At 65.0% G+C, this 16296-nt stretch carries 15 protein-coding genes and 2 pseudogenes; 3 read left to right on the forward strand and 14 right to left on the reverse strand.

Annotated elements, in window-relative coordinates; all coding sequences use genetic code 11:
- Positions 1-20: 20 nt before the first annotated feature.
- Entirely contained in the window at positions 21-1709 is a 1689-nt protein-coding gene (locus ACYPXD_RS20430) for a UbiD family decarboxylase (RefSeq protein WP_459715146.1), read from the reverse strand.
- 455 nt (positions 1710-2164) lie between these two features.
- Between ACYPXD_RS20430 and ACYPXD_RS20435 the strand changes: the two genes are divergently transcribed.
- Positions 2165-2770 (forward strand): UbiX family flavin prenyltransferase, encoded by a 606-nt coding sequence (locus ACYPXD_RS20435; protein ID WP_459715149.1) that lies wholly within the window; start codon positions 2165-2167, stop codon positions 2768-2770.
- A gap of 51 nt (positions 2771-2821) precedes the next feature.
- Here ACYPXD_RS20435 and ACYPXD_RS20440 read toward each other — a convergent pair whose 3' ends face one another.
- A complete protein-coding gene (locus tag ACYPXD_RS20440) occupies positions 2822-3103 on the reverse strand; it encodes a hypothetical protein (protein ID WP_459715151.1) in 282 nt (93 codons plus the stop codon).
- A 182-nt stretch (positions 3104-3285) separates the two neighbouring features.
- Between ACYPXD_RS20440 and ACYPXD_RS20445 the strand changes: the two genes are divergently transcribed.
- Both ACYPXD_RS20445 and ACYPXD_RS20450 read left to right on the forward strand, forming a co-directional pair.
- Positions 3286-3972 carry an NAD-dependent epimerase/dehydratase family protein gene (locus ACYPXD_RS20445; protein ID WP_459715153.1) on the forward strand — a complete coding sequence of 229 codons (687 nt, stop codon included), beginning with the start codon at positions 3286-3288 and terminating at the stop codon, positions 3970-3972.
- A 146-nt stretch (positions 3973-4118) separates the two neighbouring features.
- Positions 4119-4889 carry an HpcH/HpaI aldolase family protein gene (locus ACYPXD_RS20450; RefSeq protein WP_459715155.1) on the forward strand — a complete coding sequence of 257 codons (771 nt, stop codon included), beginning with the start codon at positions 4119-4121 and terminating at the stop codon, positions 4887-4889.
- A gap of 124 nt (positions 4890-5013) precedes the next feature.
- Here the strand turns inward: ACYPXD_RS20450 and ACYPXD_RS20455 are convergent.
- The 12 genes and pseudogenes from ACYPXD_RS20455 to ACYPXD_RS20510 all read right to left on the reverse strand — a co-directional run.
- Positions 5014-5227: pseudogene (locus ACYPXD_RS20455) on the reverse strand (TRAP transporter large permease subunit); the annotation flags it as partial.
- Between the two features lie 29 nt (positions 5228-5256).
- Positions 5257-5499 (reverse strand): annotated as a pseudogene (locus ACYPXD_RS20460) (dihydrodipicolinate synthase family protein); the annotation flags it as partial.
- A 299-nt stretch (positions 5500-5798) separates the two neighbouring features.
- Positions 5799-6530 (reverse strand): hypothetical protein, encoded by a 732-nt coding sequence (locus tag ACYPXD_RS20465; RefSeq protein ID WP_459715157.1) that lies wholly within the window; start codon positions 6528-6530, stop codon positions 5799-5801.
- A 227-nt stretch (positions 6531-6757) separates the two neighbouring features.
- Positions 6758-7150, reverse strand: a complete 393-nt coding sequence (locus ACYPXD_RS20470) for a type II secretion system protein (RefSeq protein WP_459715159.1) — start codon at positions 7148-7150, stop codon at positions 6758-6760.
- Positions 7151-7155: 5 nt separating this feature from the next.
- Complete coding sequence (locus ACYPXD_RS20475) at positions 7156-7638, reverse strand: type II secretion system protein (RefSeq protein ID WP_459715162.1); 483 nt, start codon at positions 7636-7638, stop codon at positions 7156-7158.
- A complete protein-coding gene (locus ACYPXD_RS20480; protein WP_459715164.1) occupies positions 7635-10136 on the reverse strand; it encodes a secretin N-terminal domain-containing protein in 2502 nt (833 codons plus the stop codon). The genes ACYPXD_RS20475 and ACYPXD_RS20480 overlap by 4 nt, the downstream gene beginning before the upstream one ends.
- A gap of 187 nt (positions 10137-10323) precedes the next feature.
- Positions 10324-10890 carry a hypothetical protein gene (locus tag ACYPXD_RS20485; protein ID WP_459715166.1) on the reverse strand — a complete coding sequence of 189 codons (567 nt, stop codon included), beginning with the start codon at positions 10888-10890 and terminating at the stop codon, positions 10324-10326.
- On the reverse strand, positions 10887-11501 hold the full coding sequence (locus ACYPXD_RS20490) for a hypothetical protein (protein ID WP_459715168.1): 615 nt from the start codon (positions 11499-11501) through the stop codon (positions 10887-10889). Before ACYPXD_RS20490 ends, ACYPXD_RS20485 begins: the two co-directional genes overlap by 4 nt.
- The gene (locus ACYPXD_RS20495; protein WP_459715170.1) at positions 11498-12049 is read right to left on the reverse strand and encodes a PilN domain-containing protein; all 552 of its coding nucleotides are present in this window, start codon (positions 12047-12049) and stop codon (positions 11498-11500) included. The genes ACYPXD_RS20490 and ACYPXD_RS20495 overlap by 4 nt, the downstream gene beginning before the upstream one ends.
- On the reverse strand, positions 12046-13128 hold the full coding sequence (locus ACYPXD_RS20500) for a hypothetical protein (protein ID WP_459715172.1): 1083 nt from the start codon (positions 13126-13128) through the stop codon (positions 12046-12048). Before ACYPXD_RS20500 ends, ACYPXD_RS20495 begins: the two co-directional genes overlap by 4 nt.
- A 67-nt stretch (positions 13129-13195) precedes the next feature.
- Entirely contained in the window at positions 13196-14980 is a 1785-nt protein-coding gene (locus tag ACYPXD_RS20505) for a GspE/PulE family protein (protein ID WP_459715782.1), read from the reverse strand.
- A gap of 83 nt (positions 14981-15063) precedes the next feature.
- Positions 15064-16251, reverse strand: a complete 1188-nt coding sequence (locus ACYPXD_RS20510) for a type II secretion system F family protein (RefSeq protein ID WP_459715175.1) — start codon at positions 16249-16251, stop codon at positions 15064-15066.
- Positions 16252-16296: the final 45 nt, after the last annotated feature.

Consider the following 16296-nt stretch of genomic DNA (forward strand, 5'->3'; position numbering starts at 1 on the left):
CGCGCAGATAAGAAAAGGGCTTACATGTCGTTCTTTTTCGCGCTCTTTTGTTTGCTGTCCTGTTTGCTCATTTCCTCGCTCATTTCGTCAAAGTACCAGGCCGAGTCCTTGTTGATCCACTCGGGGCCTACGCGTTGACGCGTCTGCTCTTCGCCGGTCGTGAAGTAATCGCTCTTGACCGCGCGCTGGGCCATCGCTTCGTTGCGCTCGTCCCAGTCGCCCATCGACACGCCGTACCACGGCCATTCGGGACGCAGCGCGGGCAAACCGAGTTCCTCCCAGATCGCCTTGGCGTTTTCCATATACGGTTTGGTCGGCAGCGACATCGGCGGCAGCTTTTCCTTGAGCGTCGCGTTCATCAGGATCACGCCGTCCACCGCATCGTCGCCGCGTTGCGCGCCCGACGTGCGCGGGCCGTGGCCCGTATCGCGGCCGTGCAGGATCTGCACGTCCTTGACCGCGTTCATCCGGTAGCTCATCGACCAGAAAATCGCGTCGCTGTTTTCGGGGTTGATGTCGTTGCTGACCGCGACCACGAGCTTGCCGACCGCCGGCTGCAACGAGGCCGCACCCATCAGCGCGCGCCAGATTTCCGTTTCAGTGGCCTTTTCGTTGAACACAACGATCACGAGCTTGCGCAGGTTCGTGAGCGGCTCGTGCATGACCACCTTCTCGACGCTCGAAATACGCAGCGCGTTGCGCAGATGATCGAGAAACAGCGGCTCGAAGGCCACTTTCTTCACGAGCGAGCTTTCGCTCGGCGTGACCTGGCTGATGATCGAAACGAGGTGTGCGTTCTTGCGCCGCGTAATCGCGGTCACGTTCATATACGGGTTGAATTCCTGCAGGTTCACGTGGCCGTGCGATTCGCCGAACGGTCCTTCCGGCTCGAGCGAATCGGTCGGCACAAAACCTTCGATCACGATTTCCGCGTCGGCGGGCACGAGCAGATCGTTCGTCTTGCACTTCACGACGCGCAGCGGCTCGCCGAGAATCGCGCCGGCCACGCCGAGTTCGTCGACGTCGATCGGCAGCTTCTGCACCGAGCAGAACGACACGGCCGGGTGGCCGCCAATCACGAGCGCGGCCGGCATCGGCTGGCCCATCGCCTTGTACTTGACCCAGTGCTGATAGATGCCCTGTCCCATCTCGATCGACGGGTTGCAGCCGACGCGGCGCTTGCCTTTGATCTGTCCGCGATAGGTGCCCATATTCTGCACGCCGTTCTCCGGGTCGACGGAGATGTACTGCGAGCATGTCGTGTACGGCGCATTGTCGAAACCCGGCGTCGAAATCGGAATCGGCAGGTGCTCGAGGCCCTGGCCGTCCACATCGAGGTCGTCGCCGATAAAGCACACTTCCTGGCACGGCGCTTCGTTGACTACGACCGGCTTGACCGGGTTGCCCTTCGCCTGCTGCCACTTCTTGCCGATCTGATCGACGGGTACGCCCATCCCGATCGAGTACACCTCGCGGTTGATCGACAGCGCGCCCACCACCACCGGCAGTGCGTAGCGGCGGCCCTTGCTGTCGACGACGTTGTGGAACACGAACGCCTTGCGGTCCGATTCGGGAATGCCGCCGCGCAATTGCCAGCGCACCAGAGGATGCAGCTCGGTATCCTTGTTGATCTCTCGGTGCACGTGCACAACGAGCCCTTTTTCTTCGAGGGCTTGCAGATGTGTCTGGAATGAAGGGAAATTCTTCATGGTGATCCGGTTAGTGAACGGGGAAATATCAATCAGCGCAACGGCGGGTCATGGATTGCGTAGTACACCGACAGGTAACGGCCGCGCGGCGATCCTCGAAGTCCGGTCGCCGTGACGTGTGCCATTCCATGGGTTACATTGCGCGACGGGTCGCGCGGCAGTTCGCGCCAGACTGTCAGCGCAGACTGAGGCAGAACCGGTCACGTCGCAAACGGTGATTTCTCATATGCGGCATGAACGGATTTCATCCGATGTGACCCGTCCCAGCACGATGAATCGCGCTCATGCCTCGCATGAACAGATTTCGTTTGAACGGCATGACGTCCGTCATGCAACCTTCAAACTGGAGACGAGGACGTGCATCGCGTCAGGCGACGCGTGCCTCTGAAGCGGCCCCTGAAGCGGCCTCTGAAGCGGACCTCGACGCGGGATAACCGCTCAACAAAAGAACGATCGTGACAATCCGACGCAAACGTATCGTGGTGGGAATCAGCGGCGCCTCGGGCGTGATTTACGGCATCCGGCTGCTGGAAATGCTGCGCGAACTCGATATCGAGTCGCATCTCGTGATGACGCGCTCGGCGCAGATGACGCTCGCTTACGAAACGCAGTGGCGCTCGGCGGACGTGCAGGCGCTGGCGCACAAACACTATCCGAACGCCGATATCGGCGCGGCGATTTCGAGCGGTTCGTTTCCCGTCGACGGGATGATCGTGGCGCCGTGCTCGATGAAGACACTGGCCGAGATCGCGACCGGCAACACGGGTTCGCTGCTGTCCCGTGCCGCCGATGTGATGCTGAAGGAACGCCGCCGTGTAGTGCTGATGGTGCGCGAAACGCCGCTGCACCTCGGGCACCTGCGCAATATGACGGCCGTAACCGAGATCGGCGCGATCGTCTATCCGCCGGTGCCGGCGTTCTATGCGCGGCCCGATAGCCTCGAATCGATGATCGACCATACGCTCGGGCGCGTGCTCGATCTGTTCGATATCGATGCCGGCACCGTCAAGCGCTGGACCGGGCAATTCGACGTGGATGTCGCGCGGCTTGCGACGGTTTGAGCGGGCTGGCGCGGCGCAAACCTCGCCGTTACGCCCGCCTCGACTCCCGGTTCATGCCGACGCGACGCTGTTCCATCCCGCAAGATCGCCGGCATGCGCATGCCTGAGCATCGCTTCGACATCGCCGAGCGCAATCGGGCGCGGATTCGCCACCGGCGTGCGTAGCGCAAGCGCAGCGGCATCCGCGATGTGATTCGACGAAAAGCCCAGTGCTTCGAGCGAGCGCGGCGCGCCGTGCGCGATCGCGTATTCGGCGAGCCCCAGCCCGCCGGCTGCCGGCTGACCACGCGACTCACGCGCCGCGCCGCATAACCCGCCTCCCGCTCCAAACACACCTTTCTCTCCCTTCCCGACAAGGATGAACAACGTGAAGAAGATTGCATTGAGCGGCGCCGCCGGCCAGTTGGGCCGCGTACTGCGCCGCGCGCTGCTCGAGCGCGGCGTCGGTCTGCGCTCGGCCGCCGGCTCGAAACCGCTCGAAACCGCTCGAGCCGCTCGTAGCCGGCGAAGACGTCATGCACGGCGACCTGCGCGATCCGGCCGTCGTCGACAGGCTGCTCAAGGGCGTCGATGTGCTGATCCATATGGCGGGCACGAGCGTCGAGCGGCCGCCGCCCGAGATCATCGAGAACAATCTGCGCGGGCTCGTCGAAGTGTATGAAGGTGCGCGCCGCCATGGCGTGCGCCGCGTCGTGTTCGCAAGCTCGAATCACTCGATCGGCATGTATCCGGTCGAAGACAAGCTTGCGCTAGACTGCGAGTTCCGTCCGGACGGCTTCTATGGCTTGAGCAAGATGTGGGGCGAAGGCATCGCGCGCCTGTACTGGGACAAGCACGGCATCGAGAGCGTCTGCGTGCGTATCGGCAGCTGCATCGAGAAGCCGACCGAGTTCCGGCATCTGAGCAGGTGGCTCGGCTTCGACGATCTGCTGCAGCTGATCGAGCAATCGATCCAGGTGCCCGATATCGGCTATCAGGTGGTCTGGGGCGTGTCGGCGAATACGCGCAGCTATTGGGATAACGGCGGGGACACCGGCGGCGCCGAGCGCCTCGGTTACCGGCCGCGGCAGAATGCCGAGGATTGCGCCGCTGAAATCCTGGCGCGCCCGAATCCGCTCGATGCGGTCGCGCAGCGTTATCAGGGCGGCAGTTTCGCCAGCTTCGATTTCACGCCGCCGGAACAGCGCAAAGCAGCGCGTTAGCGAAGGGCGCTAACGAAGGGCGCTAACGAAGGGGCAAACTAAAGGCGCTATCGAAGGGGACACACCGTGTCGAGCGCCCCCTTCGAGTTCGTTCAACGTACGAGCAACGTCAGCAACGTCAGTTCAACCATTGCGGAGAACCCGTCATGCAGCTTGCCGAGAATCGTTTCAAACGCGCGATCGCCGCGCGACAGCAGCAGATCGGCCTATGGTCGAGTCTCGCCCATCACGGTTCGGTCGAACTGCTCGCGGGCACTGGTTTCGATTGGCTCGTGCTCGATATGGAGCACGCGCCGAACGAGCTGCATATGGTGCACGGCCAGTTGCAGGCGATGCTCGGCTCGCACACGCAACCTGTCGTGCGTCCGCCGTGGAACGAGATGGTGACGATCAAGCGTCTGCTCGACGTCGGCGTGCAGACCCTGCTGATCCCCTACGTCGAGACCGAGGACGATGCGCGCAATGCGGTCGCCTACACGCGCTATCCGCCCGAGGGCGTGCGCGGCTATGCTTCGGCGCCGCGCGCGTCGGGCTACGGGCGCATTGCGAACTACGTGAAAGACGCCGCGCACGAGCTTTGCGTGCTCGTGCAGGTGGAGAGCCGGCTCGGCCTCGAGAACCTCGAGCGCATTGCGGCCGTCGAGGGCGTCGACGGCGTGTTTATCGGTCCCGGCGATCTGTCCGCGGCGCTTGGTCATATCGGCAATCTCAAGCATCCGGACGTGGTCGATGCAATCGAAAAGACGCTGGCGCGCATTGTGGCGACCGGCAAGCCGGCCGGCATTCTGGCCAGCGACGAAACGCTGGCGCGGCGCTGCATCGAACTGGGCTGCACGTTCACGGCGGTCGGCTCGGATGTCGGCATTCTGACGCGCGGCGCGGAGCAACTGCTTGCGAAGTACAGGACGGCCGGCTAACGCAGCGAAGATCGGCAGCCCATATCGGCAGCGAACATCGAAAGCACCGGAAACGCAAAAGGGCCCTGGATTCAAGGCCCTTTCTGAATCTTCTTTCGCATCCTCCAAAGAACCTGAGCGTTCTTCAATACACCGGATGCCCCGCAATCAGGCTTGGCAGCCATGTCGAGAATGACGGGAAATACGTCACGATATTGATCGCGCTAAAAATCGCGAGGTAATACGGCCACGCCGTCTTCGACGTCTCCCCGATCGACACATCGCCTCGCGCAGCCGATAAACTGCACCGATCCGATCGGCGGATGCACGAGCCCGAGCGAGCAGTTGAGCAGAATCACGAACACGATCGCGTACTTGACGGCGATCAGCGTGCCGCTGTCGACGAGTCGCGCGAGCGTATCGCAAGCAACTCGCGATATTCGCTAACCGCGACGTGATAGGAATTCGCGTTGCCGCCGTACAGCAGCGTGCGCATGCCGCCCGCTTCGATATGGCGAATCAGGCGCTGGTTTGCGGCGACGTCGAGCGACAGGTCCGCATGGCGTGCGAGCGGCGGCACCGCCATCACGGTCGACGCGAATTCGCTTTCGGTAATCGGGGATACGTTCATGGCAACGCTCGTAGCTTGGGGAATGCTTCTGACGACGCGAACGATAGCACCGTCAATTTCTTGTTATCAAACAACTATTGCAAACTATGACTTTTGGTCAAATGTTTCGATGTATCGCCTGACAACTTAAGCTGTGAGCCAAATTAAACGGCCCGCACGGGCCGTGAGTAGGGGGCAAGGACGTGTTGCGGTGCTCAGGCGCCGAACGTGCGCGCCATCGCGTTGTCGAGAGGCTCGCGCCGCGCCGCTTGCATCGCAGCGCCGAATCGCCGCCGAATCAACGGCTACATGGCCGCCGCTCACTGCGAGGCGGGCGCGCTACCGAACGGCGAGTTATTGAACGACGAGCCTCCGGACGACTGTCGACCCGGCGAAAATCCGTTCGACGATCCGCCGCCGAACGGGCTGTTGCCGCCGAACGAGCCGCCGTTGGACGAACCATTGTTGAACGAACCGCTGCCGAACGACCCACCATTCGATGAACCGTTGCTAAACGAACTGCTGCCGAACGATCCGTCATTCGAGGAACCGTTGTTAAACGAACCGCTGCCGAACGATCCGTCATTCGACGATGCCCCGCCAGGCTGCGAGCCGCCGAGCGGCACACCGCCGCCATTTACCGCGCCCGGCGCATCGCCGTTCATCACCGGTCCGTCCGGCGGCCGCTGCCCTTGTGTGAGCGCCGGAAAGCGCGCGACGAACACCCAGTCCGTATAGCTCTTCCGGTTCGCGAAGCCCTGAAATGCCACGGGAAAATGCGAGATCTGGATCGGATGCGCATGCGATGCGCTATGAATGCCGACGATCGTCTGCCCGTCGGGCGACATCACGAGCACCCAATCGGCCTTGCCCGTCATCGGGTCTTCGTAGACCTTGCGAAGATGGCGCACCACATTCGGATAGCGCGGATCGCGCAACAACTCTTCGAGCGTGCGCGGCTGCGTCGGCTGGCCGATCGGCGTGGCCGACGAATAGCTTTGCAGCGCGCGCTGGAATTCCGCGCCGATCGCGAGCAGCTCTTTTTCCGCCATGCGCCGCTGATAGATCGCACCGAGCTGCGCCGAAGCGGCCGCCGCGATGCTGATGATCGCAAGCAGAATCAGCAGCGCAAGATACGTGTAGCCGCCTTGCGCTGCACGGCGCCGCGGCGCGCGCGGGGAAGCGCAAGCCCGGCCGCAAGTGCGGCTGCCGCAGACTCGCCGCCAAGCGCGACAGCAAGCGCGCTTGCATGGCCTCGCGCGGAAAAGCGCCTCGCCCATCACATCGCCCCGTAAGCCTTGCCCTCGACATCGGTCCCTTCGGCGCCGCTTTTGATGTCGTAGACATTGCCCGGAAACTGCTCGTCGGGCGCGACAATCTGCCAGGTCGCCGCGCTATCGGTTACGGGATCGAACGGCAGCGTGCGCAGATAGTGCTTGTCGACGAGTTCCTGCAGCGAATCCGGATAACGCCCCAGGTCGCCGTAGAACTGATCGATCGCCACGCGCGTGACATGCAGGTTCTGCATGAGCACCTTCTCCTTCGACGCGTCGATCGAATGAAAATACTCGGGCAATGCCAGCGTCAGCATCAACGCGATAATCGCGAGCACGATCAGCAGCTCGATCAGCGTAAAGCCCGCCGCAGCCTTCGCATGCCTGCGCCCTTGCATCGGTATCACCATTTTCGATAAGGAATGCCATCGAGTCCGATGCCGTTCGACGTCGAATAGACGTCGTACACGTCGTCGCCCTCTTGAGGATCTTCGGCGTCGCTCGCATAGGCGCGCTTGCCCCACGTTGCCGCGTCGGAAAGCTGCGGGTCGTTGTCGTTCATCGGGTCGCGCGGAATACGCCGCAGAAAGTACATCTTGTGTGCCTTCGGATCCTGCTGATCCGGCACACCCTGCACGAGCAGTTCGAGATTCGCCGGGTAGTCGGTCGCGCCCGCCTCTTTCTGGATGCGCCCATCCTTGCTCGCGGTGTGGTACGCATCGATCGCTTCGCGTATGTCGTGCAGTGCCGCGCGCAGTTGCTGTTCGCGTTCGCGCTGCCGCATCACCTGAGCGACGGGCACCGTCATGCACGCGAGCACGCCGAGAATCGCGAGCGTGACGAGCAGCTCGATCAGCGTAAAACCGCGCGCGCGCGCCCGTGTCATTTCGGGTTCACCGTCAAATCGTACGGCGTCGGCGGCAGCGCGGTTACCGGAATGCCGGTCAGACCGAGCAGCGTGCCCGGCTGCACCTGAACCGTGGTCTGCGACGACGGCGCGATCGCGCGGAACGACAGCACCGCGTAAGTGGCCGATGCGGTGGCGCCGGTCCCGCCCGATGCCGAATCCGACAGGCTCAACTGGCCGTTCTGCCCGACGCGGCTCGAGAAGTTCGTCTGCGCGCCGCCCTGCTTCAGGAAGTCGCCTTCCGTTACGCCCGTGAATTGCAGCTTCGAGCTGTCGTAGGTCACGTTCGCGGGCACGATCGTCAATGGCTGGTCCGCCTGCATGGTCAGCGTCACCGTGACCGAGTCGCCGACCTTCACCTGCTGCGGCCCTTGCACCGACATCTGCGCGGTGCCCGTGCTCGGCGCGCCGCCCGCGACGATCGGGTCGCCCTCGCCGCCCGCAAAGCCGCCGGCTCCGCCGCCGACCATTCCGCTGCCCGCACCGCCGTAGTTCGAGCCGAGCCCGTTTGTGCCATTCGTGCCCTGCGCGCCGGTATTGCCGACGCCCGACGATGCCGCCTTGGACGGCGATGCCGAGCTAGACGACGCACTGCTGGCCGACGAGAACGACGCGCTGCTGATGCCGTTCGACTGCATGAGGCCCTGCGAATTGGTCTCGGTGCCGGCCGTGAAATACGCCGAAGCCGCATCGGGCCGCTGGATGTTGCGGATCAGATGCGGCGTGATCGCCAGCACGATTTCGGTGTTCTTGTCGTCGTCGGTGGTCGCGCCGAACAGGCGCCCGAGCACCGGCAACTGGCCGAAGCCCGGAATCTTGTTGCCCGAGGTGCGCTCCTCGCTATCGATGAGGCCCGCCAGCACATCGGTTTCGCCGTTTTTCAGCTGCAGCACCGTGCTCGCCGTGCGTGTGCCGATTTCATACGCGGTCGTGCCCGAGTTGCCGCCCGACACGACATTGAGCAGGCTGCTCACTTCGAGCGCGACCTTGATGCCGACCGAGTTGTCGAGATAGATCGCCGGCTCGACGTTCAACGTCAGGCCGACGTCGATATAGTTGACCGACTGCGACACGAAGCCCGTCGACGTCGCCGTCGACGTGATGTTCGGCACGCGTTCGCCGATCAGGATCTTCGCCTTTTCATGATTGCGCACGCGAATGCGCGGGTTCGTCAGCAGCTTCGCATTCGAATCGACAAGGTTCGCCTGCGCCGTCGCCTGGATCTGCGACACACCGAGCGTCTTCGACGTCTGGTGGAACAGGTCGTTCAGCGACAGCGCCGGCGGGTTGCTGCCGCCCGTCGAGGGGATCCCGAACGATCCGCTGTTGAACGGGTTGCCGACGCCGCCTCCCGTATTGCTGCCCTGACCGGTATTCGAGATCACGCTGCCGACCGGCAGCGGCGTCACCGTAATCGAGTCGGGCCAATCGATACCGAGGTTTTGCGTGCTGTTGCGCTGCACTTCGAGCACTTCGACTTCGAGCATGACCTCGGGCTCCGGAACGTCTTCGAGCGCAACGAGCTTCTCGGCCATATGGATCACATCGGGCGTATCGCGCACGATCACGAGATTCAGCTTTTCGTCGATAACGATATCGTGCGCTTTCAGGATCGTTTTCAGCGTATTCGCGACCGTCTTCGCTTCGGCGTTCGACAGGAAGAAGGTGCGCACCGCGAGCTCCTGGTAGTCCTTGAGCTTCGCCGGCGTATTCGGGTAGATCAGCACGGTGTTTTCATCGAGCACCTGCTGTGCGAGCTGGTTGGTCGCGAGCACATAGCGCACCGCGGCCTCGATCGTGCTGTTTCTGAGGAAGATCGAGGTGTGCTGATCGGTGTGGACGTCCTTGTCGAACAGGAAATTCATGTTGGCGCTGCGCGAGATCACGTCGAATACCTGCTTGAGGGACGCGTCCTTGAAATCGATATGGATCGGCCGCCGGTAGGCCGCGGCGAGCGCCGCTTCGATGCGCGTCGCGCCGGAATCGAGCGTCAGCTTGCGCTGCAGCGCCAGCGCGCGCGGATACTCGGGCGCCTCGGTCAGCACCTGCTCGACAAGACGGCGCGCGCCGGCGGCGTTCTGCTTCGCCGCCATCGCTTCGGCCTGCGCAATGAGCGCATCGAGGCGCGCGGCCTGATCGAGCGCGGCGAGTCCCGCCAGTGCGCGCTCGTTCGCGGGGTCCAGCGTCAACGCATGCTGGTACGACTTGCGGGCGGCGTCGCGCGCGCCGTTGGCAGCGAGGCGGTCGCCCTGCTCGTTGTCACGCGACAGCGTGTTTTCGCGGACCGCGAGCCAGGTCGCGCGATATTGCGCGTCGTGCGGCTCCTGCGTCATCGCTTCCTGCATTTTCGCGAGCCCCTCGTCGACCTTGCCCTGTGCGACGAGATCTTCGCCCGCGCGATAGGCCTTCTCCGCCGCGCAGCCGGCCAGCAGCACCGGCAGGGCGATGGCGAGCGCGAGCGGCGCCAGGTGACGCAACGGCGGACGCGACCGCAGGCCGAAGCGCGGACCAAACCGCAGACCAAGCAGCGGATGCCACGGCCACCGCCCCCCGCGTGGTTTGGCGCGTGACGCGGTGCCGCCGCTCAGACCCCGACGTCCATCTTGTTTTAGTGATTGCGTATGCAACGACTTGCTTCCTATGAATGCTTTCTCGTATTGCATGTCAATCGGCGCTGCCGATATCGATGGTCTGGACCAGCTTGAGCGGCAAGTACATCAGCGTCAGAACCGGGGGCTTGATCGCGTCGACCCGATACGTCGCATCGATCATGGACTTGTCGTGCACGATCACGGTCTCGTCGCCGCGCGCGAGATAGACTTCCCACGCGCCGTCCGAGGCCTTTTTGCCGATGTAAGTGAACGGCAGGTTCGGCGCCATCGGCTCGGACGGCAGCGGCGGCACCTGCGCGCCGGCCGGCGCGACCGACGGCAGCGCCGGCGCCCACGTCTGGCTGCCGAACAGTTCGTGGTGCCCGTTGCCGGCCGCCCCGAACAGTTCGCTGCGCGAGCGCAGCGCGCCGATGCTGACCATCGATCCGTTGTCCGTGCTTGCGGCAGACGGCGCGCTCTCGCCACGGTCGGCCGCGCCGGCCTGGCCGGCGGCGCGGCCAGCCGCTCCCGCGCGCGGCGCGGCTTCGACCACCTGATCGGGCGAATCGTGGTTACCGAAAATCAGCAGGCCGCCGCAAACCACGAACGCGACCGCGAGCACCGCGTGCAGAGGTTTCATCGTGGCGCCTCGCCCGCTGCGACCAGCGCGGTGGTGGCAGCGCCCTTGCCCGGCGGCGCGGGGCGCAGGAAGACCGTGAACCGCAGGCTTGCCTCGACAGTCTGGTCGTTGGCGGAGCTGCGCTTGAAGCGCATGTCGTCGAGCGCCGCGTACGGCACCGTCATCAGCACTTTTTCGCAGAAGCGGCGCAGTTGCGCATAGTCGCCTTTGACGGGCAGCACGATCGTGTAGGTCTCGAAGCGTCCGGCCGTATCGCGCGCGGGCTTGTATTCGGTTTTGTCGAGCACGACGCCGGTTTCGCTCGCGGCGTCGAACAGATGCGTGACCACCTGCTCGGTGTGGCCTGCATCGCCGAGCGCCGCGTAGAACGCGTCGAGCCGCTGGGCCGCGAGCGCCTGCGGCGAGATCACCGGCGCGGGCGGCGGCGCCGAACGCGCGCGCACGACGGCCCGCGCTTCGTCGGCGATGCGAACGGTGAGGCCCGGCAGCAGCACCAACCACATCGCTCCCGCGCCGATTGCGAGCACGCCGGCCGCGAGCGCATCGAGTCCGGTGCGGCGCAGCGCGAGCTGCATCCACAACAGCGCGCGCGTCAGATTCGGCATCCTCATGACGCGCTCCTGCGCCACTGCGCTTCGATCTGGAAGCGGATCACGCCGTCCATATGGTCCTTCGACATCTCGTGCCGGACGAGATCGACGCGCTCGAAGAGCGGCTGCTGCTCGAGCGCCTTCAGGTAGCCGATCATCGCGTCGCTGCCGCTGCCCTCGGCTTCGATGCGCAACAGCGCGCGGCTCGCGTCGGGCGTGACAGACAGCACGGCGACTTTCGGCGGCGTGGCGGCTTCGACCGCGTCGAGGATGTCATCCCACGGCAGATTCAGGCGCGCGACCGCGGCGTTGACCGCGGCGCCCTGCTTCGCGTCGATCGGGCGGCTCGCGACGGTCGCGCGTGCGCGCGCCGATTGCGCGTTATGCGATGCGATGCGCTCCTCCTGACGTTCGAGCGTGTCGAGCCGGCCAAGCAGTTTGTGCGCGCGGATGCCGGCGGCCACGCACGCGATCAGCGCGGCGAGCGCGAGCACGCGCATGACCGGATGGCTGCGGTAAAGCTGGCGGCGCGCGCTGACCGGGGCGAGATCGATATGCAGGCGTTTCATCGCGCGGCGCTGCCCCGGCTGCTTGATACGAGTTGCGCGACGAGTTGCGCGGCGGCCGACCATGTTGCGTGCGCGCCTTCCGGCGCTGCGAACGCCGCTCGAGCGGCCGTGCATGCACGCACTTCGATCACGGTGTCGGCCGCGTTTACGGCGTTTACGGCGTTTGCGGCGTTCGCGCTTGCATGCGCGCCTGCGCTGCCGTTGCCCGCTGCGCCAGGGCGCTGCGCTTGCTGCCAGCTCCGCGGCAACTGGCCATACACGTGCAGCACCTTGGGCGCCCGCACGTTATCGAGCAGCGCCGTGCGCGCGAGTTGCTCATGCAGCCATGCGAGCGGCGGCGCTTCCTCGCTGAGCTTCAGCGTGCGTACCGCGGCAAGACGCGCACGCCGTCCGGCGCCGTCGATCACGCCGAGCGTCAGCGCGCCGTCGTGCAGCGTCGCGAGCCATGCATCGCCAGCCACGCGACGGCGCCAGCGGTTCCATGCGCCGACGAAATTCGGCAGCGTCGAGACGAGGCTACTGCGCCGCGCGCGCGCCGCGAGTTGCAGCGCCGCGTGCCACCGCAGCGGCACGGCGCACGCGAGGAAGGGGGCCGCCGCGTGCCAGTCGGCCACAAGGTGCCATGCGGCAACCGGTTCGCCATAAAGCATCTGGAAGCGCACTTCGGCGGCGGTACGCAGATCCTGAAGGCGCGTGCCGTTCGGCGGCGGCGTGACGATGAAGTAACGCACGAGCTCGTCGCCGAACGTCGCGTGAATCGGCAGTCCGGCGCCGCCGGCTTCGTCGAGTGCAGCGCCGATTGCCGCGGCAAGTTGCTCGGGCGTCGCTTCAGATGCGATACCGCGCAGCGAACGTTCCGCCAGGTTTGACGATAGTGCTGCCGCCTGGCGTAGGGCGATGGCGCCCGCGCCTGCACTCGCGGCGGAACCGGCGGTGCTCGACGCCATGCCCGCGCCAGAACTCGCGAGCGCGCGCGCGCCGTCGCCGCGCCCGCCATCCGTGCGCAGCACCGCGACGCCGTCGCGGCACAATGCGACCCGGCATTGCCCGCGCCTGAATCTCAGCGAAAACCGCGGCATCCCCTTGGGCGTTCCATTGGGCGTTGCCTTGGGCGTTCCCTTGCGCGCCCCCAAACGCATCCACGCCTCACGCATTGAGAGTCACCCGTTTCACTTCGGCAAGCGTCGTCTCGCCGCGCTTCACCTGTGCGAGCGCGACCTCGCGCAGATGGCGCGTGCCGTTGCGGCGCGCCACTTCCTTGATCAGGCGGATCGGCTGCTTCTCGACGACCATATCGCGGATCTCGTCATCGAGAATCAGAATTTCGGCGATCGCGCGGCGTCCTCGATACCCGGTGCCGCGGCAATCGCCGCATCCCGCGCCCTGGCGGAAATCGAAATCGGCGACGTCCGCGCGCGTCAGGCCCACGCGCGCGAGTTCCGCGTCGGTCGGCGTGTAAGGTGTCGCGCAGTGCGAGCAGTTCACGCGCAACAGCCGCTGCGCCCAGATGCCGTTCAACGCCGAAACGAACGCATACGGATCGATGCCCATATGGCTGAAGCGGCCGAACACGTCGAACACGTTGTTCGCGTGCACCGTGGTCAGCACAAGGTGGCCCGTCAGCGCGGACTGCACCGCAATCTCCGCGGTTTCGCGGTCGCGGATTTCGCCGACCATGATCTTGTCCGGATCGTGCCGCAGAATCGAGCGCAGACCGCGCGCAAAGGTCAAACCCTTCTTCTCGTTGACCGGAATCTGCAGGATGCCCGGCAGCTGATATTCGACCGGGTCTTCGATCGTGATGATCTTGTCGCGGCCATTATGAATTTCCGTGAGCGCTGCGTAGAGCGTCGTCGTCTTGCCCGAGCCCGTCGGGCCCGTGACGAGCAGCATGCCGTACGGTTCTTCCGCGAGGCGGCGCAGCGCTTCGAGCGATTCGCCATCGTAGCCGAGCGCTTCGAGCGTCAACGACCCGTACGCTTCGATCATCGCGCGCTTGTCGAGAATACGGATCACCGCGTCTTCGCCGTGAATGCTCGGCATGATCGACACGCGCAAATCGATGTCGCGCCCGCCGGCGGCGACCCGGAAACTGCCGTCCTGCGGCACGCGGCGCTCGGCGATATCGAGTTCCGCGAGCACCTTCAGACGCGAGATGACCTGCTCCGCGGTTTCGACGCCGTGTATCGTCGCGGCCGCATCGAGCACGCCGTCGACGCGATATTTCAACGCGAGGCCCGTCGCCGTGCTCTCCATATGGATATCGGATGCGCCCGCTTTGAGCGCATCATAGAGCGTCGAATTGACGAGCTTGACCGCGGGGCTCGCGGCCTCGCTGACGGTTTCGAACGACAGCACCTGCGCCGTGCGTCCATCGGCGCGCGCTTCGCCGCCGTCGGTCACGAGGCTGTCGACCGCGCGTGCCGACTCTTCCATGCGCGTGTGGTACGCCTGCAGATCGGACGGCAGCGTCACGCGGATCTCGATCGGGCCGCCTGCCTGGGCCGCGAGCCAGGTCTGCAGATCGAGGTCGAACGGGCTCGTGACGACGCCGATCAGCGCACCGCCGTGGTTCCTTGCGTGGTTACTTGCTTGGTTCGTGGCACGATCGCTCGCGTGGTCTGCCGCGTTGCCCGCCGCATCGTCCACCGCGCTTGTCACATCCCGCAGCAGCGCGCAGCGCCGCTGCATCGCGCGCGATAGCGGCACGCGGTCGAACGCGGCCTGCATCGCAAGCATGGCGGGCGTTTCGATCACCCGCATCGCGAGCTGCCGCGCGAGCGCTTGCAGCAGTTCGCGCGGCTCGCCGCCGGTCAGCGCCTCGAGCTCGACAATCAGATGCCGTTGCGTCGCCGACGCGGCCGCGCGCGCGCGCGCGAGCAGTTCGGCGTCGAGGCGCAATGCGGGCGGCGGCGCTTGCACCGGCTGCATGGATTGCACCGGTTGCGCGGACAACGATTCGATCGGTGCGTCCGTCAGTTCGGACGCGATCGGCAATACATTCGCGGGCACGCTCACGACAAACTCTCCGCCAGATCGAAAATCGGCATGTACAGCAAAATAACGATCGTCCCGACCACGAGGCCGATCGCCGACATCAGCAACGGTTCGAACAGACGCGTAAAGCGGTCGATCCAGCGGCTGATCTCGCCGTCGTAGAACGCCGCCGATTTGGTCAGCATGTCGCCGAGCTCGCCCGAGCGTTCGCCGACGCGCAGCATGCGCAGCGAGATCGGCGTGGTCAGGCCTTCCTTGTCGAAGGCGCTCGACAGATTGGTGCCGGACTGCACGGCGAGGCGCGCCTGCATCAACCGCTCGCGCAAGCCCGGCGAAATCGTGCCGCTCGCCGTTTCCATCGCCGGCACGATCGGAATGCCGCCTTCGAGCAGCATGCCGAGCGTCAGATACAAACGCGACAACTGATAGATGCGCAGATGCGGACCGATCACCGGAATGCGCGCCAGCAACGTCGGGAGGCCCGCCTTCGCGATCGCCGCGCGCAGCACCGTGCCGCCCGTCAAGGCGATAGCGACCGCCGCGCCCAGCAACGGCAAGCCATGCGCGGCGGCGAACTTGCCCCAGTCGAGCAAGACCTGCGACATCCATGGCAGCGAACGGCCTGTGCCTTCATAAATCGTCGCAAAGCGCGGCACGACATAGGCGATCAGAAACGTCGCGACGCCACCGCCGACAAACAGCAGAATGCTCGGATAGATCGCGGCACTGACGAGCTTGTTGCGCACGAGGTCGATACGCGACTGATAGTCGATAAAGCGTTGCAGCGAGCGCGGCAAGTCGCTCGTGCCTTCCGCGGCGCGCACGATGCCGATGTAAAGCGGTGGAAACACATCGGGCTGCTCGGCCAGCAGACTCGAAAAGCGTTTGCCTTCGCGCAGCCCCGAAAGCAGCCGTTCGAGCACGCCGCGCAGGCGTCCGCTGCCTTCGCGCTCGAGCAGCGCCTCGAGCCCTTCGACGATCGACAGGCCGGCCGTCAGCAGCGCCAGCAATTCCTCGCTGAACAGCACGAGCGACAGCGCGCCGCGCGACGCCGCCGGACGCCGCAGCGAGCGGCGCGGCGCGAGCCGCGTGGCATGCAGTCCGCGCGCTTCGACCTGACGCCGCGCATCGTTCTCGTCGTGCGCATCGATAACGAGCGCGACGATCTGATTGTCGGGCGCAAGCGCTCTGACTTCGTATTGCATGGTGTATCGCCAGGGTTTACAGACGATGCCGGTGGCCCATTTCGG

The sequence above is a fragment of the Paraburkholderia sp. 2C genome, from assembly GCF_054589215.1.

What these genes read in the sequence shown, in the direction of transcription:
- ACYPXD_RS20430 (WP_459715146.1), bottom strand. Translation starts at nt 1,709, where the DNA reads ATGAAGAATTTCCCTTCATTCCAGACACATCTGCAAGCCCTCGAAGAA.
- ACYPXD_RS20445 (WP_459715153.1), top strand. Translation starts at nt 3,286, where the DNA reads ATGCACGGCGACCTGCGCGATCCGGCCGTCGTCGACAGGCTGCTCAAG.
- ACYPXD_RS20450 (WP_459715155.1), top strand. Translation starts at nt 4,119, where the DNA reads ATGCAGCTTGCCGAGAATCGTTTCAAACGCGCGATCGCCGCGCGACAG.
- ACYPXD_RS20465 (WP_459715157.1), bottom strand. Translation starts at nt 6,530, where the DNA reads ATGGCGGAAAAAGAGCTGCTCGCGATCGGCGCGGAATTCCAGCGCGCG.
- ACYPXD_RS20470 (WP_459715159.1), bottom strand. Translation starts at nt 7,150, where the DNA reads ATGCAAGGGCGCAGGCATGCGAAGGCTGCGGCGGGCTTTACGCTGATC.
- ACYPXD_RS20475 (WP_459715162.1), bottom strand. Translation starts at nt 7,638, where the DNA reads ATGACACGGGCGCGCGCGCGCGGTTTTACGCTGATCGAGCTGCTCGTC.
- ACYPXD_RS20485 (WP_459715166.1), bottom strand. Translation starts at nt 10,890, where the DNA reads ATGAAACCTCTGCACGCGGTGCTCGCGGTCGCGTTCGTGGTTTGCGGC.
- ACYPXD_RS20490 (WP_459715168.1), bottom strand. Translation starts at nt 11,501, where the DNA reads ATGAGGATGCCGAATCTGACGCGCGCGCTGTTGTGGATGCAGCTCGCG.
- ACYPXD_RS20495 (WP_459715170.1), bottom strand. Translation starts at nt 12,049, where the DNA reads ATGAAACGCCTGCATATCGATCTCGCCCCGGTCAGCGCGCGCCGCCAG.
- ACYPXD_RS20500 (WP_459715172.1), bottom strand. Translation starts at nt 13,128, where the DNA reads ATGCCGCGGTTTTCGCTGAGATTCAGGCGCGGGCAATGCCGGGTCGCA.
- ACYPXD_RS20505 (WP_459715782.1), bottom strand. Translation starts at nt 14,980, where the DNA reads ATGCAGCCGGTGCAAGCGCCGCCGCCCGCATTGCGCCTCGACGCCGAA.
- ACYPXD_RS20510 (WP_459715175.1), bottom strand. Translation starts at nt 16,251, where the DNA reads ATGCAATACGAAGTCAGAGCGCTTGCGCCCGACAATCAGATCGTCGCG.